Below are 24,924 nucleotides of genomic sequence, written 5' to 3' on the forward strand. Positions count from 1 at the left end.
AGGGCCGCTGTAAACGTTCCGACAAGTCGTCGCTACGATGGCCAGGGCCGGTGGACCGTACCCGGCCGGGCCGACCGACACAGAAGCCGGCAGGCCCCAATCCCCGCTCCCGGAGGGTTCTTCCGTGCCGGCTGGAACGCTGTACCGCGGCCGGGAAGGAATGTGGTCCTGGGTGGCTCATCGAGTCACCGGCGTCCTCATCTTCTTCTTCCTGTTCGTACACGTGCTGGACACCGCTCTCGTCCGTGTCTCCCCCGAGGACTACGACAGGGTCGTGTCCACGTACAAGAATCCGATCGTCGCGCTGCTGGAGTACGGCCTCGTCGCCGCCATCCTCTTCCACGCGCTCAACGGCCTGCGCATCATCGCCGTCGACTTCTGGTCGAAGGGCCCGCGCTACCAGAAGCAGATGCTCTGGTCCGTGGTCGGTATCTGGGTCGTGCTGATGATCGGGGCCCTGTACCCGGTCCTCGGTCACGCATTCCGCGAAGTATTCGGGAGCTGACGCCGATGTCCACGACTGAGACCGCCGCTTCCGGTATCGGCCCCGTCGAGGGCGCGGGTGAGTTCTCCGCGTACAGCGTCGACAACCCGGCGCCGTTCATCGAGGCCCCGCGCAAGCGCACCAAGAAGACCCCGAAGTCCACCCGTGGCAACTTCGAGATGTACGGCTGGCTGTTCATGCGCCTGTCCGGCATCGTGCTGGTCGTCCTGGTCATCGGCCACCTGCTCATCCAGCTCGTCCTCGACGGCGGTGTCTCCAAGATCGGCTTCGCGTTCGTCGCGGGCCGCTGGGCCTCCCCGTGGTGGCAGGCCTGGGACCTCGCGATGCTCTGGCTCGCGATGCTGCACGGCGCCAACGGCCTGCGCACGGTCATCAACGACTACGCGGAGCGCGCGAACACCCGGCTGTGGCTCAAGGGCCTGCTCTACACCGCCACGGTGTTCACCATCCTGCTGGGCACGCTGGTGATCTTCACCTTCGACCCGAACATCCGCTAGGCACGGGGCTGAGGTAACCGACTCATGCAGATCCACAAGTACGACACCGTCATCGTGGGCGCCGGCGGCGCCGGCATGCGCGCCGCCATCGAGGCGACGAAGCGCAGCCGCACCGCCGTGCTGACGAAGCTCTACCCCACCCGCTCCCACACGGGCGCCGCGCAGGGCGGCATGGCCGCCGCGCTCGCCAACGTGGAAGAGGACAACTGGGAGTGGCACACCTTCGACACGGTCAAGGGCGGTGACTACCTGGTCGACCAGGACGCCGCCGAGATCCTGGCGAAGGAGGCCATCGACTCGGTCCTCGACCTGGAGAAGATGGGCCTTCCCTTCAACCGGACGCCCGAGGGCCGGATCGACCAGCGCCGCTTCGGCGGTCACTCCCGCAACCACGGCGAGGCCCCGGTCCGCCGGTCCTGCTACGCCGCGGACCGCACCGGTCACATGATCCTCCAGACGCTGTATCAGAACTGCGTCAAGGAGGGCGTGGAGTTCTTCAACGAGTTCTACGTCCTCGACCAGCTGATCGTCGAGGTGGACGGGGTCAAGCACTCGGCCGGCGTCGTCGCATACGAGCTCGCGACCGGCGAGATCCACGTCTTCCAGGCGAAGGCCGTGATCTACGCGTCCGGCGGCACCGGCAAGTTCTTCAAGGTGACCTCCAACGCGCACACCCTGACGGGTGACGGCCAGGCGGCCGTCTACCGTCGCGGGCTGCCGCTGGAGGACATGGAGTTCTTCCAGTTCCACCCGACCGGCATCTGGCGCATGGGCATCCTGCTGACGGAGGGCGCCCGCGGTGAGGGCGGCATCCTCCGCAACAAGGACGGCGAGCGCTTCATGGAGAAGTACGCGCCGGTCATGAAGGACCTCGCGTCCCGTGACGTCGTCTCGCGCTCCATCTACACGGAGATCCGTGAGGGTCGCGGCTGCGGTCCCGAGGGCGACCACGTCTACCTCGACCTCACGCACCTCCCGCCGGAGCAGCTGGACGCCAAGCTCCCGGACATCACGGAGTTCGCGCGCACCTACCTCGGCATCGAGCCCTACACGGACCCGATCCCGATCCAGCCCACCGCGCACTACGCCATGGGCGGCATCCCGACGAACGTCGAGGGTGAGGTGCTCAGCGACAACACGACCGTCGTGCCGGGCCTGTACGCCGCCGGCGAGGTCGCCTGTGTGTCCGTGCACGGCGCCAACCGCCTCGGCACCAACTCGCTCCTGGACATCAACGTGTTCGGGCGCCGCGCGGGCATCGCCGCCGCCGAGTACTCGGCGAAGGCCGGCTATGTCGAGCTGCCCGAGGACCCGGCCTCGCAGGTCGTCTCGCAGGTCGAGCACCTGCGCAACTCCACGGGCACGGAGCGGGTCGCCACGCTGCGCCTGGAGCTGCAGGAGTGCATGGACGCCAACGTGATGGTGTTCCGCACCGAGCAGACGATCAAGACAGCGGTCGAGAAGATCGCCGAGCTGCGCGAGCGCTACCGGAACGTCTCGATCCAGGACAAGGGCAAGCGGTTCAACACCGACCTCCTCGAGGCCATCGAGCTGGGCAACCTGCTCGACCTGGCCGAGGTCATGGCCGTCTCCGCGCTCGCCCGCAAGGAGTCCCGCGGCGGTCACTACCGCGAGGACTACCCGAACCGAGACGACGTCAACTTCATGCGCCACACCATGGCGTACCGCGAGGTCGGCGACGACGGCACCGAGTCCATCCGTCTCGACTACAAGCCGGTCGTCCAGACCCGCTACCAGCCGATGGAGCGTAAGTACTGATGGCTACCCCGACCCTCGACAAGGCGGACAGCGCCGGCCAGCCCGAGGCGGGCTTCGCCGACTCGCCGTACATCACCGCCACCTTCCGCATCCGCCGCTTCAACCCCGAGGTCGCGGCGGAGGCGGTCTGGGAAGACTTCCAGCTGGAGATCGACCCGAAGGAGCGCGTCCTCGACGCCCTCCACAAGATCAAGTGGGACCAGGACGGAACCCTCACCTTCCGTCGCTCCTGCGCGCACGGCATCTGCGGCTCGGACGCCATGCGGATCAACGGCAAGAACCGCCTCGCCTGCAAGACGCTGATCAAGGACATCAACCCCGACAAGCCGATCACGGTCGAGCCCATCAAGGGTCTGACGGTCCTCAAGGACCTCGTGGTCGACATGGAGCCGTTCTTCCAGGCGTACCGCGATGTGATGCCCTTCCTCATCACGAAGGACACCAACGAGCCGACGCGCGAGCGTCTGCAGTCCGCCGAGGACCGCGAGCGTTTCGACGACACCACCAAGTGCATCCTGTGCGCGGCGTGCACGTCGTCCTGCCCGGTCTTCTGGAACGACGGCCAGTACTTCGGTCCGGCCGCCATCGTCAACGCGCACCGCTTCATCTTCGACAGCCGTGACGAAGCGGGCGAGCAGCGCCTGGAGATCCTCAACGACAAGGACGGCGTGTGGCGTTGCCGCACCACGTTCAACTGCACGGACGCCTGCCCGCGCGGTATCGAGGTCACGAAGGCGATCCAGGAAGTGAAGCGCGCGCTGATCACGCGTCGCTTCTGATCTTCCGGCCGGCCTTCCGGTCGTACGGCGCCGTGGGCCCCGTTCCCCTTGTGGGAGCGGGGCCCACGGTCGTTGACGGACCGTGTTTTTCAGCCTTTCCCGCAGCGTGGGGAACGCGCCGGGGCCCGGGCCACCGGTAAAAGGTTGCCATGGGAAGCAATGATTCCGTTGTGTATCGCCCCCGCCTGGGCGGGTGAAGGCGGCCAAGAGTAAAGAAAACCTCATCGATATGAGGTTCCCCTGAGGGTACGGAAGGACCTTGCTCTCCGTAGTCGAATTCGCCATTGAGGGGCGATTGGCCTCTTGATAGGTTTCTCATGGGAAAGGCGCCCCGACTGACCACCGGGGGCCTTCGATCGGGACGGCCGGCGTACGCGGTAGGGAATTCTGCAGATTCCCGGATGCTCGGCGGCGCGCCCCGACGGGGGACAGGTGCAACTTCTTCTCTCCGGCCGAGCTGACCACTCTCCCGGATGAGGCCTCACTGCTTCCTGCGGCAGCCAGAGATCTGCCGCGTCATGAGCACCATCTCGCTAGCGAATCGATTCCAGGGATCCCTCACGTTTCCGGTGCGGCTTCGCCATGCCGGAAATTCCCGGAAGACCATCAAATTCCATACAGGAAGGCTCAGCATCGTGAACGCCAAGCGTGTCATAGCGGCGACCGTCATCACCGCGGTCGCCGCAACGGGGGCCGCGGGGCTCGGCGCCGCCAATGCCTCGGCAACGTCGTTGCCGCAGCAGCGGACCGCCGCCCACCACTCGGTCGCCACCGCCACCGTCGTCAACGACGGAGTCCAGCCGCAGTTCTGGCACGCCGTCGCCCAGAGCGTGGTCGCCGCCACCGCGGTCAAGGTCACCGAGGCGGCGGTCAAGGTCTCGACGAAGCTCCGGTCCTCGTCCTCGAGCGAGTCCTCCTCGTCGTCCAGCGGTGGCCCCGCCGTCAGCGCGAACGGCCTGCGCGGGGTCATCCCCGGGGACGTCCAGTACGACGCCAACTGACCGCGCCGGGGCCGCGTCCCTGACCGGCCCCGGCATCCGGTGACGTACCACTCGCACACGCGCCCGGCGGTCCTCCCGGCCGCCGGGCGCACCCCTTCACCTCAGCGAAAGGGAGATGTCGCACGATGAGAGTCTTCGGGCGAGTCCCCGCGGACGCCGCCGACGACCCGGCTCGCGCGGACGCCGGCAACGGCCCTCGCGCGCACGCTCACGCGGTCACGGCGCGGCTGCGGATCTGCACCTTCCTGGCCCTGCTGCCCGTGGCCCTGTACACGGCCGCCTGCCTGGTCTACAACGCGCCCGATTCTCCGGCCAAGTCCCGCATCCAGGGAGCGGTCGCCCATGTCATGCAGCCGTATTTCTGGCAGGACTGGCAGCTCTTCGGCCCCACCCCGGGCAGCAACGACGACCTCATCTACCTGACGGTGCGCCTGCGGACCGCCGGTTCCGACCAGGTCGTGCAGACCAGCCCGGTGGAAATCGAGCAGGCCATCGACCGCGCCCCGCGCGCATTCCCGCTGAATCCGACGAAGCTTCCGGGCATCCCGCTGGCATTCGACGCCGCCGCCAATCGGTACGCACGTATGGTGACGGATTTCAGAAAGCTTCCCGCGGCGCAGCGCAAGGCGGCTCAGTCCGATCTGGACAAGCAGTACGTACCGGAGTTCCAGGAAATCCAGCGCTTCCTTTCCGCACGGGCCGCCACGATGTACCCGGGGGCGGACATCGTGTCTGTCAAAGCCGCTTTCAAGACCAGGGCCATCATTCCTTTCTCGGAGCGCTATGTGACTCCGAAACCCGAAGAGAAAAGCAAGGGAATTCTGGAGACGTCGTGGATGGACTACGTTCCGGGGGTGGCCCGCTGATGCGCGGATGGGCCAAGTACGGGCTGGCGCGGATCGATGCCGGGCTGCTACGGATGGCGAGCCGTGAACACCGGCTGATCGGCATCGCGCTGCTGCGGATCGTGATCGGGCTGGCGACGGTCATGTACTGCCTCGCCGACTACGGAAACCGGCGGTTCCTGTGGGGCCCCGATTCCTACAACTCGATCCACACCGCGAAGGCGGCGCTGACCCACGGCGCCTTCTCCCTCTATCTCTTCAGCCACTCCACGGTCTGGTTCGAGATCGTCTTCCACGCCACGATCCTGGTCTCCGCCGCCTTCATGGTGTGCGGCGGCAGGGTACTGACCGTGGCCCAGGCCGTGCTGATGTGGTCGCTGCACAACCGCAACCAGGACGTGCTGGAGGGCGGTGACAACCTCGCTCAGATCCTCGTCATCTTCATGGTCTTCACCGTCTCCAACGCCTACTTCGCGCCGGGGGCCAAGGCCAGGCGCACCGCACTGCGGGCCCGTAGCGCCCCGTCGGCCGGCACGGTCGTGCACAACCTGGCGGCGTATCTGATCGTCTTCCAGACCGCGGTCCTGTACTTCGCCGCGGGCTACTGGAAGATCACCGGGAAGATGTGGCAGGACGGCGTCGCCATGTACTACATCAGCCGCATCACCGGTTTCCAGATGTCGTCGGCGTACGCGCACATGATGGGCAACGCCTATGTCGGCACCGCGGTCAGCTACTTCACCATCTTCGCCGAACTGGCGCTCCCGTTCGCGATCCTGTCCGCCCGCGCCTGGGTGCGGAAGGCCAACACCCTGGCGCTGGAGGGCATGCACCTGGGCATCATGGCCTGCATGGGACTGGTGTGCTTCGGCCTGCTGATGATCGGCGCGGACTGCACCTGTCTGCGGGACGAGGACTACCGGTCCCTCAAAAAGCGTGCGGCCGGTGTCACTTCGCGCCTCGCCCAGCGGCTGCGCCCCGCCGGGGCCGTCGGCGCCGGACCCGCTGCGGTCTCCGCGTTCGCCGCCCTCGCGCCCCGGGACGGGGCGGCCGATGTCTAGGCACGACAGCGCTGAAGCCGCCCGCGCCCTGGAGCGCTTCCTCCTGGCCGACCCCGGGCAGTGGGGCGAGCTGGCGCCGCGCGTCGTCGACGCCGTGGGCGACCGGCGGCTGCACGAAGTGGTCGGGGCGACACTCGCCCACGTGGGAGACCTGCGCTCGGTCACGGACGGCCCGGACGGGCTGGTGGTCCAGGGAACGGCGGGGCGGACCCTGGCCTTCGCCGCCGCGGACGCCGGCGGACGCCTCACCAACCTCCGTCTCGCCCCCGGCCCCTACCGGCCGCCCCGGCTGCGCGTCCCGGCCGGGGCACGCATCGCCGTGGGCTGGGCCCTGTGGTGCGTACTGCTGGCCGTGCGCGTCGCGGCCTGCTGGACCGCCTCGTCGGTGACCGGCTGGTGCGGCGACGTGCTGATCGTGGCCGCCGCGTATCTCCTCATGGAGGGGCGTCTCACGCCCGCCCGGCTGCCCTGGTGGCTGCGCCGGGCCATGGAAGCGGGCGGCCCCGTGGCACTCGCCTCCGCCTGGCGGCTGCCCTCGCTGCCCGCCGGTCGCCCCGGCACGGAGCTCGTGACCGGTGGTGTGCTGCTGGTCGGTGTCGCCGGGTACCTGGTGTGGGCGCGACGCCACCGCTGGGGGGCGGAGCTGTCCGCGCCCCTGCGCTTCCCGCTGCGCGACGGCACCTGGCTCATCGCCCAGGGCGGCGGCCCCGGCCTGAACCACCACACGCCCCACCCCGAACAGCGCGGGGCGATCGACGTCATCGGCGTCGGGGCGCGCGGCGCCCGGCTGCGCTCCGGTGCGTCGCCGGACGCCTACGTGATCTACGGCGCGAAGCTGTACGCCCCGTGCGACGGGGACGTGGTCTCCGCCGCCGACGACTACGCGGACCAGGTCCCCGGCACCATCCGCTACGAACCCCCCTACGGCAACCACGTGTTCATCGACACCGGCAGTGAGCTGGTCAAACTCGCGCATCTGCGGCCCGGCACCGTGACCGTGGCCACCGGCGACCGGGTACGCGCGGGCCAACTCCTCGGCGAGGTCGGCAACTCGGGCAACACCACCGAGCCCCATCTGCACCTGCACGCCGAGCGCGACGGACTCGGCCTCGACCTCCGCTTCACCGGCATCACCGGACCGCTGCACCGGGGACGCACGCTGCGCATCTGAAGGGCCCCTGAACGCCCCTCACCCCGATGACCACCCCGCACGACCCTTGCGCCTCCCCTCGTCACGTCCGCCCGCAACTCTTCACGTCCGCCCGTGACCTCCGTACGTCCGCCCGTGACCTCCGTACGTCCGGCCCGGACGCCCTCTCGGCTCCCCAGAAGGGCTCACCATGTCCGCACACCCGCGCATACGCCCCGGCGTGCTCACCGCCGCCGTCTGCACCGCACTCCTGGGTACGGTGCTGGCCTCGCCCGCCGCGCACGCCGCGGACCCCTCCCCGCACCGGCACACCCTGTCCGGCTCGCGTCCCGGGTACGCCACCGCCGGCGCCGACGCGGGCGCGGTGCCTGCCGACCAGCGCCTGACCGCCCGCCTCTACCTCGGCTCCCGCGACCCGGGTGGCCTGGCCGCGTTCCTCCGGCAGGTGACCGACCCGCACAGCCCGCACTACCGGCACTTCCTCACCCCCGCCGCCTACCAGCGGCGCTTCGCCCTCGGACCGGCCGAACACCGGGCCGTGGCCGACTGGCTGACCCGGGCCGGCCTCACCGTCACCCGGGACTCCGCGCACTACGTGGACGTCTCCGGCCCCGAAAGAGCCGTACGGCAGGCGCTCGGGAGCCCCATCCACCACTACCGCACGGCCCGCGGGACGGTCAGCGCGCCGTCCGGCGACCTCAGCGTCCCGAGCTCCCTCGGCACCGAGGTGGTGGCCGTCTCCGGGCTGTCCGCGCCCGCCGCCGCCCACCCGCAGTCCCACCGCACCACCACCCCACTGCACCCACCGCGCCCGCGGCCCTCCGGCGCCACCGTCACCGACGACGCCGGCGCCGTCTGTTCCCCCTCCTTCGGCGGGACCCCGGCCACCGGGCTGCCGACCGCCTACGGCGCGACACCCACGTACGCGCCCTGCCCGTACGTCCCCGCTCAGCTGCGTCACGCCTATGGAGCGGGCGGTGCCCACGCGACCGGCAAGGGCGCCACCATCGCCATCGTCGACGCCTACGGCTCCCCCACCATGCCCGCCGACGCCGACCGGTACGCCCGCGCCACCGGTGACCGCCCCTTCCGTCCGGGCCAGTACCGCCAGCGGGTCACCCCGAAGGACTGGAACGTGGGCTCCGCGTGTGCGCCTCCCGCGTCCTGGGCCGGCGAGGAGGCCCTGGACGTCGACATGGCCCACGGTCTGGCCCCCGACGCGCACGTCCTCTACATGGGCGCCGACTCCTGTCTCGACGCCGACCTCATGGACGCCGAGGCCACCGTCATCGACCACCGCCTGGCCGACTCCATCTCCAACTCGTGGGCCGAGATCATCCACTCCGACCCGGGACATCTGACCCCGGACCTCGTGAACGCCTGGAACCTGCTGTTCGAGCAGGCCGCCGCGGAGGGCATCGGGGTGTACTTCGCCGCCGGGGACTGCGGCGATTCCTCGCCCGGCGCCGCCGAGACGGGCGTCAACTGCGACCCGAAGACCACCGCCGCCCAGGCGGACTTCCCCAGCGGCTCTCCCTGGGTCACCTCCGTCGGAGGCACCACCCTGGCCCTCGACCGGCACGGGAACTACGCCTGGGAGACCAGCATGGGCGACGAGTTGTCGGTCCTCACCGACAGCACCTCCGCCGCCCGTTCATCCGCCTCAGGGGCACCCGTCTCCGGGGCATCCGGCAAGGCCTGGGGCCCCCTCCCCGGAGTGTTCGCGTTCGGCGGCGGAGGCGGCCCCGGCGACTTCCCGCAGCCCTGGTACCAGCGCGGACGCACACCCGCCCCCAGCAACGGCACCCCGGCGCGGCGCACCACCCCCGACGTGGCCATGGAGGGCGACGGCGCGCTGCCCGTCCTGGTGGGGCTCACCGACGGCGGCACCTTCCAGCTCGTGGGCTTCGGCGGCACCTCCGCCGCCACCCCCGCCTTCGCCGCGCTCCAGGCCGACGCCCAGCAGGAGACCGGTCGTCCGCTGGGCTTCGCCAACCCGCTGCTGTACGCGCTCGGCGGCAGTCCGGTCTTCCGCGACGTCACCGACCACCCCGCCGCCGCGGGCAGTGGCCCGCTCACCGTCGTCCGCGACTACGGCCCCTCGCCGGCGGCCCAGGCCCCGTCCGACGACCAGCAGCGCTACGTCCTCTACGCCCTGGGCCGCGACTACGGCCTGCACGCCGTCCCCGGCTACGACGACGCCACCGGCCTCGGTTCCCCCTCCCCCGCCTATCTGCGGTCGATGCGGCGTACCGGCGGCATCCCGCGGTGACACCGGACGCCATCGTGGTGGGATCGGGGCCCAACGGTCTCGCGGCCGCCGTCGTCCTGGCCCGGCGCGGGCTCGCCGTGACCGTCCTGGAGGCGGCCGACACGCTCGGCGGCGGCACCCGGACCAGCGAACTGACCCTGCCCGGGCTGCTCCACGACCACTGCGCGGCCGTCCACCCGATGGCGCTCGCCTCGCCCTTCCTGCGGTCCCTCGGCCTGGAGCGGCACGGCCTGGAGTGGCGGCGGCCCGAGATCGACCTCGCCCATCCGCTCGACCATGGCCCCGCGGCCGTCCTGCACCGGTCGCTGAAGGCCACGGCACGCTCCCTCGGCCCGGACGGAGCCGCGTGGGAGCGGCTGTTCGGGCCGCTGACGGACCAGTACGACTCCCTCGCGGCGGAGTTGCTGCGCCCACCGCTGCGGCTGCCCCGGCATCCCCTCCCCCTGGCCCGGTTCGCACTGCACGCGGCGCTCGGCGCCACCGCCGTCGCGCGACGCTGGCGCACGCCGGGCGCCCGCGCCCTGTTCGCCGGCGTCGCCGCGCACGCGATGGCGCCCCTGACCGCGCCGGGCAGCGCCGCCATCGGCCTCATGCTGACCGCGGCGGCGCACCGGCACGGCTGGCCCGTGGCGCACGGCGGCTCAGGGGCCGTCACCCGTGCCCTGGCGGCGTGCCTGGCCGAACTCGGCGGCACCGTGGAGACGGGCGTCCGGGTGCGGTCGCTGGCCGAACTGCCGCCCGCCCGCGTCACCTTGCTGGACGTCGCGCCGCGTGCCGCCGCGGCGCTGTGCGGCGACCGGCTGCCCGCCCGCACCCGCCGCGCGTACGCCCGCTGGCGGCACGGGCCCGCCGCCTTCAAGGTCGACCTGGCCGTCGAAGGCGGTGTGCCCTGGCGCGACGAGGCCTGCCGCCGGGCCGGGACCGTCCACCTGGGCGGCACGCTGGCAGAGGTCGTGGACGCCGAACGGGCCGTGACGCGCGGGCGGATGCCGGAGCGTCCCTTCGTGCTGGTGTCCCAGCAGTACCTCGCCGACCCGGTCCGCTCGGCGGGAGACGTGCACCCCGTCTGGGCGTACGCGCACGTCCCGCACGGGTACGACGGCGACGCCACCGAAGCCGTACTCGACCGGATCGAGCGCTTCGCACCGGGCCTGCGGGAACGCGTGGTCGCCCGTGCGTCGATGTCCGCGTCCCGGCTGGAGGCGTACAACGCCAACTACGTGGGCGGTGACATCCTCACCGGCGCCAACACCCCGCGCCAGCTGGTCCTGCGCCCCCGCGCGGCCCTCGATCCCTACGACACCGGCATCCCCGGCGTCTTCCTGTGCTCGGCGGCGACCCCGCCCGGCCCCGGCGTGCACGGCATGTGCGGCTACCACGCGGCGCGCTCGGCCTTGCACCACCTGGGGGACCCGCACGGTCAGCCACCGGGTTCCCGGCGCGGCCCGTACCTAATCTGATGGCATGTCAGATGACGTGTCGTACGAGCTGCTCGGCTTCGACAACGTACTGCTGCCCGTGGGGAACCTCGGCGCCGCGGTGGAGTTCTACGGGCGGGCGGGCATTCCGGTGGCGTTCCGGCTGGACGAGGCCGGGATCGCGCTGCTGAAGGTGGGCAAGGAGACACCGGGACTGCTGCTGCGGCTGGAGGAGGAGCTCGGCCTCCGGCCGCCGCTGTGGGCCTCGGCACGGGTGTGGCTGGAGGTCCGGGACGCGCGGGCCACGGCCGACGCGCTGGCCTCGGCGGGCATCCGGCCGCTCGCCCCCGCCTTCCCGGTCGCCACCGGCTGGACCGTCGAGATCGCCGACCCCTGGGGCAACGTCATCGGCTTCACGGACTACGGCAAGCGGCCCGAGCTGGGCCGCCATCAGGCGTGACCCCCCTCACTCCGCCCGGCCTCACCGCACCCTGACTTGAACATGTTCAAAAGCAGGTCTACATTCCTTCTCGACAGCGTTTTGAACGCGTTCAAGAAGGGGTGGGGACATGGACCTCACGGTCGTCGCGTACGTCATCTATCTGCTGGTCAGCATCGCGCTGACGGTCTGGGTGGCACGCACGCTGAGCCACAACGGGCGGATCTTCCTCGCCGACGTGCTGCACGGGAACGAGAAGCTCGCCGACGCCGTCAACCACCTCCTGGTGGTGGGCTTCTACCTCGTCAACCTGGGCTTCGTCGCGCTCTATCTGAACAGCGACGACGGCGAGATCACCGACACCCGCGGGATCTTCGAGGCCCTGTCGACCAAGCTCGGCGTCGTCCTGCTCGTCCTCGGGGTCATGCACCTCGGCAACGTGTACGTGCTCAACAAGATCCGGCGGCGGGGCGTCATGGAGCGGGAGCAGCTGCCGCCCGTCGCGCCGACGGACTGGGTCGCGCCGGCGGCCGGGGCGTGAGCACCATGACCGGCCTCAAGGCCACCCGTGACCGGGACGCCGCACGCGTCCCGGTCCTCGGGCTCACCGTCCTCTACGACGCCTCGTGCTCGCTGTGCACCTTTCTGCGCGACTGGCTGGTCAAGCAGCCCCAACTGGTGCCGCTGCGGCTCGTGCCGGCCGGTTCCGAGCAGGCCGGGGCGCTCTTCCCCGCCCTCGACCACCGGGCCACCCTCGACGAGATCACCGTCGTCGGGGACGGCGGTCAGGTCTATCGCGGGGCCGCCGCCTGGGTCGTCTGCCTGTGGGCGCTGCGCGAGCACCGGCCGCTCGCCCACCGGCTGAGCACCCCCGCCGGGGCCCGGCTCGCCAAGGGCGCGATGCTCGCCGCCGCGAAGTGGCGCTCCGCGCACGCCCAGCAGGGGTGGGGCGGGGGCGCGTACCGGCGGGGCGACGGGTGGGTGTACGAGCCGAGCATCGGGTGGACGTACCAGCCTCCCGGCTGTGACAGCGACTCCTGTTCGACTCGTTAGGCTCTGTTCCCGTGCCAGCACCGACAGACAGCCCCGGCCCGGACGACCCGAACGTGCCCGGAAAGGCCCAGGAAAAGGGTCCCGCCAAGAGCGAGCAGACCCGCGCGCTGATCCTGGAGACCGCGCTGCGGCTGTTCCAGGAGCGGGGGTACGACAAGACGACCATGCGGGCGATCGCCCAGGAGGCCGGGGTCTCCGTCGGCAACGCGTACTACTACTTCGCCGGCAAGGAGCACCTCATCCAGGGCTTCTACGACCGGATCGGCGCCGAGCACCAGGCGGCGATCCGGCCGGTCCTGGAGCGCGAGAAGGATCTGGAGGCGCGGATCGCGGGGGTGCTGAAGGCGTGGCTGGACGTGGCGGAGCCGTACCACGAGTTCGCGGCGCAGTTCTTCAAGAACGCCGCCGATCCGGAGAGCCCGCTCAGCCCCTTCTCCCTCGAGTCGGCGGGCCCGCGCGAGGAGGCCATCGCCATACACCGCGAGGTGCTCGCCGGTTCGAAGGCGAAGGTTCCCGAGGAGCTGAGGGACGTCCTGCCCGAGCTGATGTGGCTGTCGCAGATGGGGCTCGTCCTGTACTGGGTCTTCGACCGCACGGAGGGGCGCGAACGCAGCTACCGGCTCGCCGAGCGCGGCGCCCGCCTCACCACCCGGGGCGTCTCACTGGCCCGCTTCCGCGTCCTGCGCCCGCTCGTCCACGAGGTGCACGAACTGTTCACGGACTTCCTGCCGGGGATGACGAAGATGCTGCCGGATCCGGGGCGGGGCTCCACGACCGGGTGAAGCCGGTGATACGGGGCATGGGGGAGGGATGCGGCCTACGATGATGTTCTCGACACCAGCCCATGGGAGGCACGCGATGTCCGCTGCATCCGCCGAGCAGCCTTTCAACTCTCGGCCACTCACGGCCATTGCCGACGAGATCATGGAACGCCATCCGGGCTACCGCGTCGAGATCATCGGAGGCCATCTCCTCGTGTCCCCCGCCCCGGATGTCCCCCACGCTCGCGCCCTGACCAAACTCATGCGCCCGTTCATCGCGGCAGGACTGGACGACGGCGAGACGGAGGTACTCCAAGGCATCGGGCTCTGGCTGCCCACCGACACCGAGGACTACGCCATCCCCGACCTCGCGATCGTGGACGCCGATGTCGAGGACCACCTCGTAGAGAACAACTCCTACGAACCGGTCTGCTTCCGCCTCGTCCTGGAGGTCACCTCCGGAAACTGGAAGAACGACCTGAAGACCAAGGTCACCGCCTACGCCCAGGCCAAAATCCCCGTCTACGTGATCGTCGACCGCAAGCACCAGCGCCTGCACGTCCTCACCGACCCGACCGGGGGCAGGTACGAGAACCACCGCCCGCACGCCCCCGGCGAGATCGTCACCCTCCCGGATTCCATCGGCGCCAAGGTCACCCTCGACGTCGACGAAATCCTCAAGGCCGGGCAGCCGAAGGCTAGTTGACGGCGTCCACCTCCCCCTCCGTCAACTCCAGGTCGTGCACCAGTGGTTCGTCGGCCACGATGACGTGCCGGGCGCGGGCGCCGTACGACGAAGCCGTCGCCGACAGCAGGTAGGTGCCGGGCGCCGGTACCGAGACGATGTACGAGCCGTCCGCCAGTGAGGTCACCCGGTCCAGTTGACGCCCGCCCTTGGTGAGCAGGGTGAGGACCGCCCCGTCGACCGGTGCGCCCTCCGCGTCGCGGACGAAGCCGTGCACGACCGTCGGTCCCCCCGCCGAGGCCCGCGGCAGCGGCTCCGCCTCCTCGGCCGGCTCCACCGCCAGGTGCGGCAACCGCTTCTCCAGACCCGCCGGCAGCCACCAGTTGGACTTGCCCAGCAGATGCATCGCGGCCGGCACCAGCGCCGTACGGAGGATGAACGCGTCGAGCGCGACCGCCGCCGCGAGGCCCACGCCCGCCATCGCCGCCCCGGAGTCGCCGCTGAGGACGAAGGCGAGGAAGACACAGACCATGATCAGGGCGGCGGAGTTGATGACACGGCTGGTCTCCGCGAGGCCGACCCGGACCGCCCGCGCGTTGTCCTTCGTGTGCACCCACTCCTCGTGCATCCGGCTCACCAGGAACACCTGGTAGTCCATCGAGAGGCCGAAGAGCAGGGAGAGCATGATGACGGGCAGGAAGGCGTTGATCGGGCCCTCCTTGCCGAGGCCCAGCAGGCTCAGACCCCAGCCCCACTGGAAGATTGCGACGAGGACGCCGAAGGATGCGGCGGCCGCGATCAGGTTCATCAGGGCGGCGGTCAGGGGCACCACCAGGGAGCGGAAGGCGACCATCAGCAGCAGGAAGCCCAGGCCGATGATGGTGGCGATGAACAGCGGCAGCCGGTCACCCGTGACGGTCGAGAAGTCCTTGGAGATCGCCGTCACACCGCCGACGTGCGCCTGCGCCCCCGCCTCCGGGATCACCTTGTCCCGCAGGGTGTCGATGAGCTGGTCCGTCTTCTCGGACTGCGGTGACGTGGTCGGTACGACCTGGATCACCGTGACGCCCTGCGCGGGCGGCAGCGCCGCGACCTGGGCGACGCCGTCGGTCGCGCGGATGCCCTGCACCAGCTTGTTCGTGTCGCCGCTGGTGGAGACCACCTGGAGCGGGCCGTTGAAGCCGGGTCCGAAGCCCTCCGCGAGGAGGTCGTACGCCTTCCGGGTCGTCGTCGACGCGTCGTCGTTGCCCTGGTCGGTCGCGCCGAGCCGCAGTGACAGCACCGGGATCGCGAGGATCGCCATGACGACGAGGGCCATCACGGCGACCGAGCGCGGCCGCTTCTGGACGCTCGCCGACCAGCGCGCCGCGAGACCGCTGGACCGCTCCGGCTCGGGGCCATCGGCGGCCAGCTTGCGCCGCTGGCGGCGGCTGAGCACCCGGGAGCCGAGGAAACCGAGCAGCGCGGGCAGCAGCGTGACCGCCGCGAGCACGCTGAACACGACGGTGAGCGAGGTGCCGATGACCACGCCGTCCAGGAAGCGCAGGTTCGTCACGAGCATCCCGGCGAGCGCGATGCACACCGTGCCGCCCGCGAACAGCACCGCGCGGCCCGAGGTGTTGAGGGCGGTGACCGCCGACTCCTCCGGGTCCATGCCGCGCAGGATGCCGCGCCGGTGCCGGGTGACGATGAACAGCGCGTAGTCGATGCCGACACCGAGGCCGATCAGCGTGGCGAGCAGCGGAGCCAGGTCGGGCACCGACGTCACATGGCTGAGCAGCTGGGTGGAGAACAGGCCCGTGCCCACCCCGAAGATCGCGATGCCGATCGGGAGCAGCATCGCGAAGAGCGAGCCGAAGGCGAGGAAGAGGACGACCGCCGCGGCCAGGATGCCGATCATCTCGGCGAGTCCGGTGGGCGGTTCCTGGACGCGCTGGATCGCCTGACCACCCAGCTCGACGTGCAGACCGCCGCTTCGGGCGCCCTGTGCGGTGTCGACCACGTCCTGCACCAGCTGCTTGGGCACCGCGTTCGCCTGCTCGGCGAAGGTGATCTGGGCGTAGGCGATCTTGCCGTTGGCGCTGATCTGCGCCGCGCCCCGGTCGCCCGTGTACGGGCCGGTGACGCCGCCGACTCCCGCCATCTTGCCGATCTTCTCCAGCGCCGGCTGGATCCGGGACTGTACGGACTGGTCCCGGACGGTTCCCGTGTCGACCTTCCACACCACCGTGTCGGTGTCGCCCGCGCGCTCCGGGAAGGCCTTCTCCATCTGGTCGTACGCGCGCTTGGAGTCCGTGTTCGGAAGGGAGAAGACGTTCGCGTAATCCGTGCCCGCGGTCGAGGCCGCGGCCCCGAGCCCGAGCAGTGCCCCCACCCACAGCAACAGGACCACCAGCCGGTGCCGATAGCACCACCGTGCCAATGTCGCCACGCTCAACGCTCCTTAGTCGACCGGTCATCCGGTCGTTCGGTTGTCGGTTGGTCCCCCAGGTCCTGGGACCAACCATCGACCGGCACGCTCGAGCGACGACACAGACCGCCCATGACTCTCAAGGAACTCCAAAGGGGGAGCCGCCCCCTGGCGCGACCCGCGTGCGGATACTGGGGGCATGACCGCTCACGAGGGGGCCACCGTTCTCGTCGTCGAGGACGAGCCGAGCATCGCGGACGTCCTCGCCATCGCGCTGCGCTACCACCGCTTCGAGGTGATGACCGCGGGCACCGTCCGTCAGGCGCTCACGCTCGCCGAGCGCACCCGGCCCGACGCCGCGCTGCTCGACGTGATGCTGCCGGACGGCGACGGCCGGGCGCTCGGCCGTGAACTGCGCCTGCGCCGATCCGACCTGGCGATCGTCTTCCTCACCGCGCGGGACGCGCCCGCCGAGATCGTCGGCGCGCTCGGGTTCGGCGACGACTACATCACCAAGCCGTTCAACATCGACGAGGTCGTCGCCCGGATCACGGCCGTACTGCGCCGCACACGCCCCGACGACGTCCTTCCCCAGCGCCCGCCCCTTCGCTACGGCGAACTCGAACTGGACGAGACGACGTACTCCGTGCACCGTGGGGACCGCACGGTGGAGCTCACCCCCACCGAGTACGCCCTGCTGCGCTTCCTCGTCCGCAACGGCGGCCGGATCGTGCCCAAGGAACAACTCCTTCGGCATGTCTGGCAGTACGAACACTCCGCCGAGTCGACCGTCGTCGAGACGTACATCAGCTATCTGCGCCGCAAACTCGAACCCCTCGGCCCACCGGTGATCCAGACCCGCCGGGGCGTCGGATACGGCCTCGCATGACCGCGGCGTCCCCGGACCCGGTCGTCGCTGCGGCGCATGCGGAGTCCTCCCCCCGCGCGGAGCCCGCGTCCCGGACCGAGCTCGTCTCCCGGACCGAGCTCGCCCTCTGTGCGGGGGTTCCCGCGTACGTGGGTGCGCGGCGCCCCCGGCGTCACCACGGGGTCCACTCCTTGCGCGGCAAGCTGACGCTCGCGAACGTGGCGTTGCTGGCGCTGGGCATCATCGTGGCGACCGCCGTCAGCCTGATGGGCATGCGGCACTACCTGCTCGACCAGGTCGACACGGATCTGTCCAAGACGCGGGAGTCGCTGACCGGTTCGCGGCTCACCCTCCACCAGATCGACTCGCTCACCGCGCTCGCCTTCGTACGCGAGCGGATGGTCCCCGGCATGGACCGGTCCGACAAGCCCGACTCGATCTTCGCGGCGGTGGACGGCCACGGGACCCCCCTCAGCGTCGGCGGTTTCAAGCCCACCGACATCCAGCGCGCGCTGGCCGCCTCGGTGGACGACCCGAGCGCCCTCGCGCACGACCCCGCCCTGCACGACACCACCGTGCACGGCGCCTCCTACCGGGTCACCGGGGCCCGGCTCGACGACGGCACGTACGTGCTGCTCGCCGCCTCCACCGACGCCCTGCACAAGGGCATCGCCAAGGCCCTCAAGCTCGATCTGGGCGTCGGCACCCTGCTGTTGTCGCTGCTCGCGGTGCTGACCATGATCAGCGTGAGCCGCCGGATGCGGCCACTGGAGGACATGGTGGAGACCTCGTCCGCCATCGCCGAGGGAGACCTCACCCGGCGCGTGCCCTCCAGCCACCATCCGACCCAGGAGGTCGAACAGCTGCGGCTCGCCCTCAACTCCATGCTCCACCAGGTGGAATCGGCGTACCGGACCCGCGAGCGCAGCGCGGCGCAGCTGCGCCGGTTCGTCGCGGACGCCTCGCACGAGCTGCGCACCCCGCTGTCGGCGATCCGCGGCTACCTCCAGCTGTACGAGAAGGGGATGCTGCGCGAGCCCGGTGAGCGCCGGCGGGCCTGGGACCGGGTGAACGCCGAGGCCGACCGCATGGGACGCCTCGTGGACGAACTGCTCATCCTGGCCCGCCTCGACCAGAGCCCCGAGCTGCGTTTCAAGAACGTCGACCTGAGCCGTCTCGTACGGGACGCGGCCGAGGATCTGCGGGCCCAGCAGCCCGGACGTCCGGTGACCGTGAGCGCCGACGGGACACTGCTGGTGCTCGCCGACGAGTCGGGGCTGCGGCAGGTGCTGGGCAACCTGGTGGCCAACGTACGCACCCACACGCCCGCCGACGTGCCGGTGCGGCTCGGTCTCGAACGGGAGGACGGGACCGTACGGCTGTGCGTCGCGGACCAGGGGCCCGGGCTGGCGGAGGAGGACGCGGCGCGCATCTTCGACCGGTTCTTCCGGGCGGGCGGTGGCGCGGGCAGCGGGCTGGGGATGGCGATCGTGCAGGGAGTGGTGGCCGCGCATGGGGGTGACGTGGCGGTACGGACGGCGCCGGGAGCGGGGCTCGAGGTCACGGTGACGCTTCCGGCGCGGTGAACTGCTTTAACAAGCACAGTGAGGTGCTTGAACAAGCTCAGTGACTCGCTTGAACATAAGCAAACCCGGATGATTGAACACCGGCCGGTACGACCTCGTACCCAACAGATGAAGGCGGCCCCGACCTCAGCCTGGTCCGCCGCGCCACCACCGGGCTTCGCACGGAAGGACCGCCGGGTTGTCGTTCAACACGAGCTCTCGACAGCTGTCGAAAACGGACGAGGCGCCGGAGGACGTGCCCTCGCAGGAGGTCACGCCCCTGGACTCCCCGGAGACCGAGACCCCGGAGGCCGAGACCGCGGAGGCCGAGACCGCGGAGGCGGACGCTCCGGAGACCGAGACCCCGGAGGCCGAGGCCGACCCCGAGCCGGAAGTCCCGGAGGTCCCGGAGGTCCCGGAAGTCTCGGAGGTCCCGGAAGCGGAGGCTGCGGAGACGGAGACTCCCGAGGACCGGACGTCCGAGGCACAGACATCGGAGTCCGGGGCTTCTGAGGCGGAAAGCCCCGGGGCGGAAGCCTCGGACGTCGACGCTCCCGAGGGCGAGGTCACCCCCCGCCCGCGCCGGTGGCGGCGAGTCTGGGGCGGGTGGCGGGAGAAGTACCCGGTCGCGGCCCGCGTTCTCGCGTGGACCACCACCGCCGTGGCCCTCGCTGTCGTGGTCGTCGCGCTGCTCATGCCGACCCAGTCGGACAAGTTCCGGCTGGCCGCTTTCGTGCGTCTCCCGGTGGAGGCGATCTTCGGCGCCGCCCTGCTGATCGTCCTGCCCCGCAAGCCGCGGATCGCCGTGGCGGCGTTGGCCGGGCTCGGCCTGGGCGCCCTGACCGTCGTGAACTTCCTCGACATCGGTTTCAACGAATACCTCGGGCGAGGCTTCAACGTCGTCCTCGACTGGTCGCTCTTCAGTGATGCGCAGGGATACCTCCAGGACACGTTCGGCAGGGGCGGCGCGCTCGGCATCGCGGCCCTGGCCGTGACGCTCGCGATCGCCGTACTCGCCCTCACGACGATGTCGGTGATCCGACTGGGCAACCTGGCGGCCCGGCACACCGAGACGGCGACCCGCACGACGCTGGTGCTGGCCATCGCCTGGGTCACCTGCGCGGCGCTGGGCGTGCAGTACGCCGCGGGGATACCCATCGCTTCGGAGCACACCATGCAGGCCCTCCAGTTCAAGTCGGAGCAGGTGCGGCAGACGCTGCGGGACGAGGCCGCGTTCCGCAAGATCGCGAAGAAGGACGACTTCGCCAACACGCCGCCCGACCAGCTGCTCACCGGGCTGCGCGGCAAGGACATGATGATCACCTTCATCGAGAGCTACGGCCGTAGCGCGATCGAGGACCCGGTCATGGCGCCCGGGGTCGACGCGACGCTCACCGCCGAGAACAAGAAGCTGACCGACGCCGGGTTCGCGGCCAAGAGCGGCTGGCTGACCTCGGCGACGTACGGCGGAAGCAGCTGGCTGGGCCACTCCACCTTCCTGTCGGGCCTGTGGATCAGCAACCAGCAGCGCTACCGCACCGTCACCGCGGGCGACCGCCTGACCCTCCCCGGCGCGTTCAAGAAGACGGGCGCCTGGGACACGGTCGGCGTCATGCCGGGCGTCCAGAAGACCTGGCCCGAGCAGAATTTCTACGGCATCGACAAGCTCTACGACGCCCACAAACTCGGCTACAAGGGCCCGAAGTTCAGCTGGTCGACCATGCCCGACCAGTACGCGCTGACCGCGTTCGAGCGCCTGGTGCACAGCAAGAAGCACGACAAGCCGCTGATGTCGACGATCATCCTGACCTCCAGCCACCAGCCCTGGGCGCCGATCCCCAAGCTGGTCCCGCAGGACCAGGTCGGCGACGGCTCGATCTACAACGCGATCGAGAAGGCCGGCAAGAAGCCCGCGGACATCATCACCGACTCCACCAAGTCGAAGCAGGAGTACGGCAAGTCCATCCAGTACTCGGTGTCCAGCCTCATCAACTACCTGGTGAAGTACGGCAACAAGAACACCGTGCTGATCTTCCTCGGCGACCACCAGCCCATCGCCCGGGTCAGCGGCAACCACGCCAGCCGTGACGTGCCGGTCTCGATCGTCGCCAAGGACCCGAAGGTCCTGGACAAGATCGCCGACTGGAACTGGGCGGACGGCCTGCAGCCGAAGCAGGACACCCCGGTCTGGAAGATGAACGCCTTCCGCGACCGCTTCCTGACGGCGTACGGCTCGACCCCGGCGCCATGATTCACGGGGCCGCGGACGCCACGAGCGCCCACACGGTCTTGCCGTAGCGGCCCCGGCTCCACACCCCCCACGCCACGGCGACGCCCTCCACGAGGTGCAGGCCGCGGCCGGTCTCCTCCCCCACGGAGACCGGCCGCGGCCGTGGTGCGCCGAGGCCCTCGTCGGAGACCTCGACGAAGCAGGAGCCGTCGGCGAGGGCGGTCACCGCGACCTCGAACTCCCCTTCGTCACCTTCGCGACCTTCATGAAGGGGTCCGTGGCGTACGGCGTTGGTCACGAGTTCGGAGACGATCAGAACGACGTCCGCGAGGGCCGGGTCGTCGGTGCTGTGGCCCCAGTCCCGCAGATGGTCGCGTACCCGGCGCCGGGCGAGTCCGACGGACGCCGGATGCCGGGGCAGCCGGAACGCGTTGCGTCTCACCACCTCAGCTCCTCACCGCGCACACACCTCCGGCACATAGTGCGCACATGGTGCCGCGCTGGGCGAGAGCGCGATGTCACCGGGGTGGGGGGCCACCCCGCGAGATCACGTCACGTGTCATATCCAGCTCAGCCGCCAGAGACGGAAGACACCGGTCCCGTCCGACAGATACTGGCCGCCTCCGACGTCCTCACTGCTGAGTACATACTCCTTGCGCTGCCACAGGGGAATCAGGGGAACATCGCGGGCCACGATTTCCTGCAGTGTCTGGAAGTCGTCGGACGTGCGGCTGCGGTCCTCGTACTGCTGACTGTCCTGAATCAGCCGGTCCACGTCCTTGTCGCTGTACCCGTTCTTCATGCTGTTGCCGGTGCCGACGAGCGCGGTGCTGAAGGTGTCCGGGTCGGGGAAGTCGGCGACCCAGCCGACCGCCCAGGCGTCCAACCGGCCCTCGGCGTACCGCTTCTGGAAGTCGGTCCACTCGTAGCCCTTGATGTCCACCTTGAACAGGCCGCTCGCCTCCAGCTGCCGCTTGATCTCGGTGGCCTCCTCACCGGCGGCGCCCCGCCCCTCGGCATACCCGTAGGTGAAGCGCACCGGCGTCGACACCCCGGCCTCGGTCAGCAGGGCCTTCGCCTTCTTCACGTCGGGCTTGGGGTAGGAGTCGAAGAACGACGTCGAGTGCCCTGTGATGCCCGCGGGGATCAGTCCGTACAGCGGATCGGTCGTCCCCTTGTAGGTCTGGCTGACCAGTTGCTCGCGGTTGATCAGCAGGGCGACGGCCTGCCGCACGAGGCGGTTGTGCAGCGGCGAGTTCGCGCGGACGCTGAGGACGAGGTTGCGGGTCTCGGCGCTGTCGGACTCGGTGACGTGCTGGTTCGGGTCGCTCGGCGAGAGGGTGGCGAGCGTCGCGGGCGGCAGCTGACGCGTCGCGACGTCGACCTGTTTCGCCTTCCAGGCGTTCTCCAGCGCCTTGGGGGTGGCGTAGTAGCGCAGCACGGTGGGCGTGCCACTCCCCTCGACGGAGCCCTTGTAGTACTTGTTGGGCGCGAGGACGGCCCGCTTGTCCTTCGTATACGACTTCAGTACGTACACTCCGGTGCCGTCGACGCCCGCGTCCCCCCGCAAGGCGTGCTTCGGGTAGCGGGTGTGGTCGACGATCGACCCGGCTCCGGTGGCCACCTTGAACGGGAAGGTGGCGTCCGGCGAGGACAGGTGGAAGGTGACCTTGAGGCCCTGGGCGTCCACCGAGCCGAGGGTGGAGAGCAGGGACGCGGGCCCCACCTCGGAGTTGATGGCCTTGACCCGGTCGAAGGAGAACTTCACGTCCTCGGCGGTCACCTTGCTCCCGCTCGGGAACGTCAGGTCGTCGCGCAGGGTGCAGACATAGGTCCGCAGTCCCGCGCCCACGAACCCGCAGCTCTTCGCCGCGTCCGGCACGGGGGCGGCGCCACCGGGCTCGAACGTCAGCAGTGACTGGAACACGTTGCTGAACAGGGCCCAGGAGCCGGCGTCGTACGCGCCCGCCGGGTCGAGTGACGTGACGGCGTCCGTCGTCCCGACCGTGATGGTCCTGTTGTCGTTCTTCTTCGACGGCAGTAACTGCCAGCCGCCCACACCCACGGCCGCCAGTACCACCAGCACCGCGAGAATCCGTATGCGAACCGATCGCATCGGCGCCCCTCCCCAGGCCACGCCCCGTGCCACTCCCCAGTGACGCGGATCACCCAACCACAGGTGTTTCGTCTGAGGGAAGAGGTGTCCGAAGAATCAGACGGGGTATTGGGAAAGACCGTTTCGCCCCTGTTTCACAGCTGGTTCTCAGGCTTGCAGGGACGCCAGCTCCACGACGGTGATGTCCGACGGCGCACCCACCCGGGTCGGCGGCCCCCAGGCACCCGCGCCCCGGCTGACGTACAACTGCGTGTCGCCGTACCGCTCCAGGCCCGCGACCGTGGGATTGGCCAGTTCCGCGATGTAGTTGCCCGGCCAGAGCTGTCCGCCGTGGGTGTGCCCGGAGAGCTGGAGGTCGACGCCGTGCTTGACGGCGTCGTGGATCTGGACCGGCTGGTGGGCGAGCAGCACCACGGCCCGCGCGGTGTCCCGGTCCCCCAGCGCCCTCCCGAAGTCGGGCCCGTGCCCCTCGCTCTCCCCCGCGACGTCATTGACGCCCGCGAGATCGAATCCGGCCATTTCCGTCCGGGCGTTCTCGAGCGGGTGCAGACCCAGTTCCCGTACTTCCCGGACCCATTGCGCGGCGCCGGAGTAGTACTCGTGGTTGCCCGTGACGAAGTACGAGCCGTGCCGTGCCCGCAGCCGCGCGAGGGGCGCCGCGGCGGGTCCGAGGTCCTTCACACTCCCGTCGACGAGGTCCCCGACCACCGCGATCAGGTCGGGCTGCGTCTCGTTGATCGTGTCGACGACCCGCCGGCAGAAGTCCCGGCCGAGGGTGGGCCCGAGGTGGATGTCACTGACGACGGCGATCCGGTAACCGTGCGCGGACCGGGGCAGTTTGGCCAGCGGCACGGTGACCCGCTTCACCCGGGGCCCGCGCAGCACCCCGTACGTCCCGTACCCCACGGTCCCCAGGGCGACGGCCGCGGCGGCCCCGCCGACGGCCCGCGAGACGAAGAGCCGCCGCGAGGGGGTGGTGACGGGCCGTGGCGGTGCGGCGGGTGAGGGCTCCTGGGGGGCCGCCGCTCCCGTCGGCACCGACTCCGTGTGCGGCACCGACTCCGTGTGCGGCACCGGCTCCGTGTGCGGTACGGGTGCCGGGTTCCGTACGGGTGCCGGTTGCGGTACGGCCGCGGCGGGGGCCGCGCGCCGCTCCATGACCCGGCGCAGCAGCGGTCGTACGACCTCCCCCGCCACCACCCCCAGCAGCAGGTAGATCGACAGCGCCATCCACAGGAACCCGGGCCAGGCCAGCACCCGCTGGAGCCAGAAGGGCGCGCCGGCGCGCTCCGCGGCGACCGCGGCGATCATCAGCACCGGCCCGGCGACAAAGACCACCGTGCCCGCGCGCCGGGCGAGACCCGGACCGGACGTCGTGTCGCGCACCAGGCGGCGCCACACGTACCAGTACAGCCCCGCGACCGCGGCGAGGGCGAGCAGTCCCACCAGTACGAAGACGATGACCAAGACGCCGTATCCCCCCGTTGTCC

At 70.4% G+C, this 24,924-nt stretch carries 22 protein-coding genes; 18 read left to right on the top strand and 4 right to left on the bottom strand.

Annotated features, from left to right (window positions below; genetic code table 11):
* The first annotated feature begins 124 nt into the window (after positions 1-124).
* The 15 genes from sdhC (at position 125) to ACZ7M2_RS10595 (ending at position 14,266) form a co-directional block, all read left to right on the top strand.
* Positions 125-505, top strand: coding sequence for a succinate dehydrogenase, cytochrome b556 subunit (gene sdhC, locus ACZ7M2_RS10525; protein WP_079064942.1), 381 nt, complete (start codon positions 125-127; stop codon positions 503-505).
* 5 nt (positions 506-510) lie between these two features.
* Positions 511-1,002, top strand: coding sequence for a succinate dehydrogenase hydrophobic membrane anchor subunit (locus tag ACZ7M2_RS10530; RefSeq protein WP_054233701.1), 492 nt, complete (start codon positions 511-513; stop codon positions 1,000-1,002).
* A gap of 24 nt (positions 1,003-1,026) precedes the next feature.
* On the top strand, positions 1,027-2,781 hold the full coding sequence (gene sdhA / locus ACZ7M2_RS10535; protein WP_352049098.1) for a succinate dehydrogenase flavoprotein subunit: 1,755 nt from the start codon (positions 1,027-1,029) through the stop codon (positions 2,779-2,781).
* Complete coding sequence (locus ACZ7M2_RS10540; RefSeq protein ID WP_075028383.1) at positions 2,781-3,560, top strand: succinate dehydrogenase iron-sulfur subunit; 780 nt, start codon at positions 2,781-2,783, stop codon at positions 3,558-3,560. Before sdhA ends, ACZ7M2_RS10540 begins: the two co-directional genes overlap by 1 nt.
* Before the next feature lie 635 nt (positions 3,561-4,195).
* A complete protein-coding gene (locus tag ACZ7M2_RS10545; protein WP_471594923.1) occupies positions 4,196-4,561 on the top strand; it encodes a hypothetical protein in 366 nt (121 codons plus the stop codon).
* A gap of 125 nt (positions 4,562-4,686) precedes the next feature.
* Positions 4,687-5,427 carry a DUF5819 family protein gene (locus tag ACZ7M2_RS10550; RefSeq protein WP_471594924.1) on the top strand — a complete coding sequence of 247 codons (741 nt, stop codon included), beginning with the start codon at positions 4,687-4,689 and terminating at the stop codon, positions 5,425-5,427.
* Positions 5,427-6,467, top strand: coding sequence for a hypothetical protein (locus ACZ7M2_RS10555; RefSeq protein WP_471594925.1), 1,041 nt, complete (start codon positions 5,427-5,429; stop codon positions 6,465-6,467). Before ACZ7M2_RS10550 ends, ACZ7M2_RS10555 begins: the two co-directional genes overlap by 1 nt.
* The gene (locus ACZ7M2_RS10560; protein WP_471594926.1) at positions 6,460-7,638 is read left to right on the top strand and encodes a M23 family metallopeptidase; all 1,179 of its coding nucleotides are present in this window, start codon (positions 6,460-6,462) and stop codon (positions 7,636-7,638) included. The genes ACZ7M2_RS10555 and ACZ7M2_RS10560 overlap by 8 nt, the downstream gene beginning before the upstream one ends.
* Before the next feature lie 169 nt (positions 7,639-7,807).
* Positions 7,808-9,889, top strand: a complete 2,082-nt coding sequence (locus tag ACZ7M2_RS10565; protein ID WP_471594927.1) for a S53 family peptidase — start codon at positions 7,808-7,810, stop codon at positions 9,887-9,889.
* Complete coding sequence (locus tag ACZ7M2_RS10570; RefSeq protein WP_471594928.1) at positions 9,886-11,349, top strand: phytoene desaturase family protein; 1,464 nt, start codon at positions 9,886-9,888, stop codon at positions 11,347-11,349. The genes ACZ7M2_RS10565 and ACZ7M2_RS10570 overlap by 4 nt, the downstream gene beginning before the upstream one ends.
* A 4-nt stretch (positions 11,350-11,353) precedes the next feature.
* Positions 11,354-11,767: a VOC family protein gene (locus tag ACZ7M2_RS10575; RefSeq protein ID WP_471594929.1), complete on the top strand. Its 414-nt coding sequence runs from the start codon at positions 11,354-11,356 to the stop codon at positions 11,765-11,767.
* Between the two features lie 109 nt (positions 11,768-11,876).
* Positions 11,877-12,287, top strand: a complete 411-nt coding sequence (locus ACZ7M2_RS10580; protein ID WP_352049091.1) for a hypothetical protein — start codon at positions 11,877-11,879, stop codon at positions 12,285-12,287.
* Between the two features lie 5 nt (positions 12,288-12,292).
* Entirely contained in the window at positions 12,293-12,799 is a 507-nt protein-coding gene (locus ACZ7M2_RS10585) for a thiol-disulfide oxidoreductase DCC family protein (RefSeq protein ID WP_352049175.1), read from the top strand.
* Between the two features lie 11 nt (positions 12,800-12,810).
* Complete coding sequence (locus tag ACZ7M2_RS10590) at positions 12,811-13,581, top strand: TetR/AcrR family transcriptional regulator (RefSeq protein WP_471594930.1); 771 nt, start codon at positions 12,811-12,813, stop codon at positions 13,579-13,581.
* A gap of 76 nt (positions 13,582-13,657) precedes the next feature.
* Positions 13,658-14,266: a Uma2 family endonuclease gene (locus tag ACZ7M2_RS10595; protein ID WP_471594931.1), complete on the top strand. Its 609-nt coding sequence runs from the start codon at positions 13,658-13,660 to the stop codon at positions 14,264-14,266.
* On the opposite strand, the gene ACZ7M2_RS10600 is transcribed toward ACZ7M2_RS10595, so the two are convergent.
* Positions 14,259-16,667, bottom strand: a complete 2,409-nt coding sequence (locus ACZ7M2_RS10600; protein WP_471595222.1) for an MMPL family transporter — start codon at positions 16,665-16,667, stop codon at positions 14,259-14,261. The genes ACZ7M2_RS10595 and ACZ7M2_RS10600 overlap by 8 nt on opposite strands.
* Before the next feature lie 187 nt (positions 16,668-16,854).
* Here ACZ7M2_RS10600 and ACZ7M2_RS10605 point away from each other — a divergent pair, with 187 nt between their 5' ends.
* The 3 genes from ACZ7M2_RS10605 to ACZ7M2_RS10615 all read left to right on the top strand — a co-directional run bounded on the left by ACZ7M2_RS10605 (position 16,855) and on the right by ACZ7M2_RS10615 (position 21,339).
* The gene (locus tag ACZ7M2_RS10605; protein ID WP_471594932.1) at positions 16,855-17,544 is read left to right on the top strand and encodes a response regulator transcription factor; all 690 of its coding nucleotides are present in this window, start codon (positions 16,855-16,857) and stop codon (positions 17,542-17,544) included.
* The gene (locus ACZ7M2_RS10610; RefSeq protein ID WP_471594933.1) at positions 17,541-19,109 is read left to right on the top strand and encodes a sensor histidine kinase; all 1,569 of its coding nucleotides are present in this window, start codon (positions 17,541-17,543) and stop codon (positions 19,107-19,109) included. Before ACZ7M2_RS10605 ends, ACZ7M2_RS10610 begins: the two co-directional genes overlap by 4 nt.
* Positions 19,110-19,287: 178 nt before the next feature.
* On the top strand, positions 19,288-21,339 hold the full coding sequence (locus ACZ7M2_RS10615) for a sulfatase-like hydrolase/transferase (protein ID WP_471594934.1): 2,052 nt from the start codon (positions 19,288-19,290) through the stop codon (positions 21,337-21,339).
* Between the two features lies 1 nt (position 21,340).
* On the opposite strand, the gene ACZ7M2_RS10620 is transcribed toward ACZ7M2_RS10615, so the two are convergent.
* The 3 genes from ACZ7M2_RS10620 to ACZ7M2_RS10630 form a co-directional block, all read right to left on the bottom strand.
* Positions 21,341-21,763 (bottom strand): ATP-binding protein, encoded by a 423-nt coding sequence (locus tag ACZ7M2_RS10620; RefSeq protein ID WP_471594935.1) that lies wholly within the window; start codon positions 21,761-21,763, stop codon positions 21,341-21,343.
* Positions 21,764-21,877: 114 nt separating this feature from the next.
* Positions 21,878-23,434, bottom strand: a complete 1,557-nt coding sequence (locus ACZ7M2_RS10625) for an ABC transporter substrate-binding protein (protein WP_471594936.1) — start codon at positions 23,432-23,434, stop codon at positions 21,878-21,880.
* A gap of 147 nt (positions 23,435-23,581) precedes the next feature.
* Positions 23,582-24,901, bottom strand: a complete 1,320-nt coding sequence (locus tag ACZ7M2_RS10630; RefSeq protein ID WP_471594937.1) for a metallophosphoesterase — start codon at positions 24,899-24,901, stop codon at positions 23,582-23,584.
* Between the last annotated feature and the right edge of the window lie 23 nt (positions 24,902-24,924).

It is taken from the genome of Streptomyces sp. NPDC111507, from assembly GCF_055638955.1.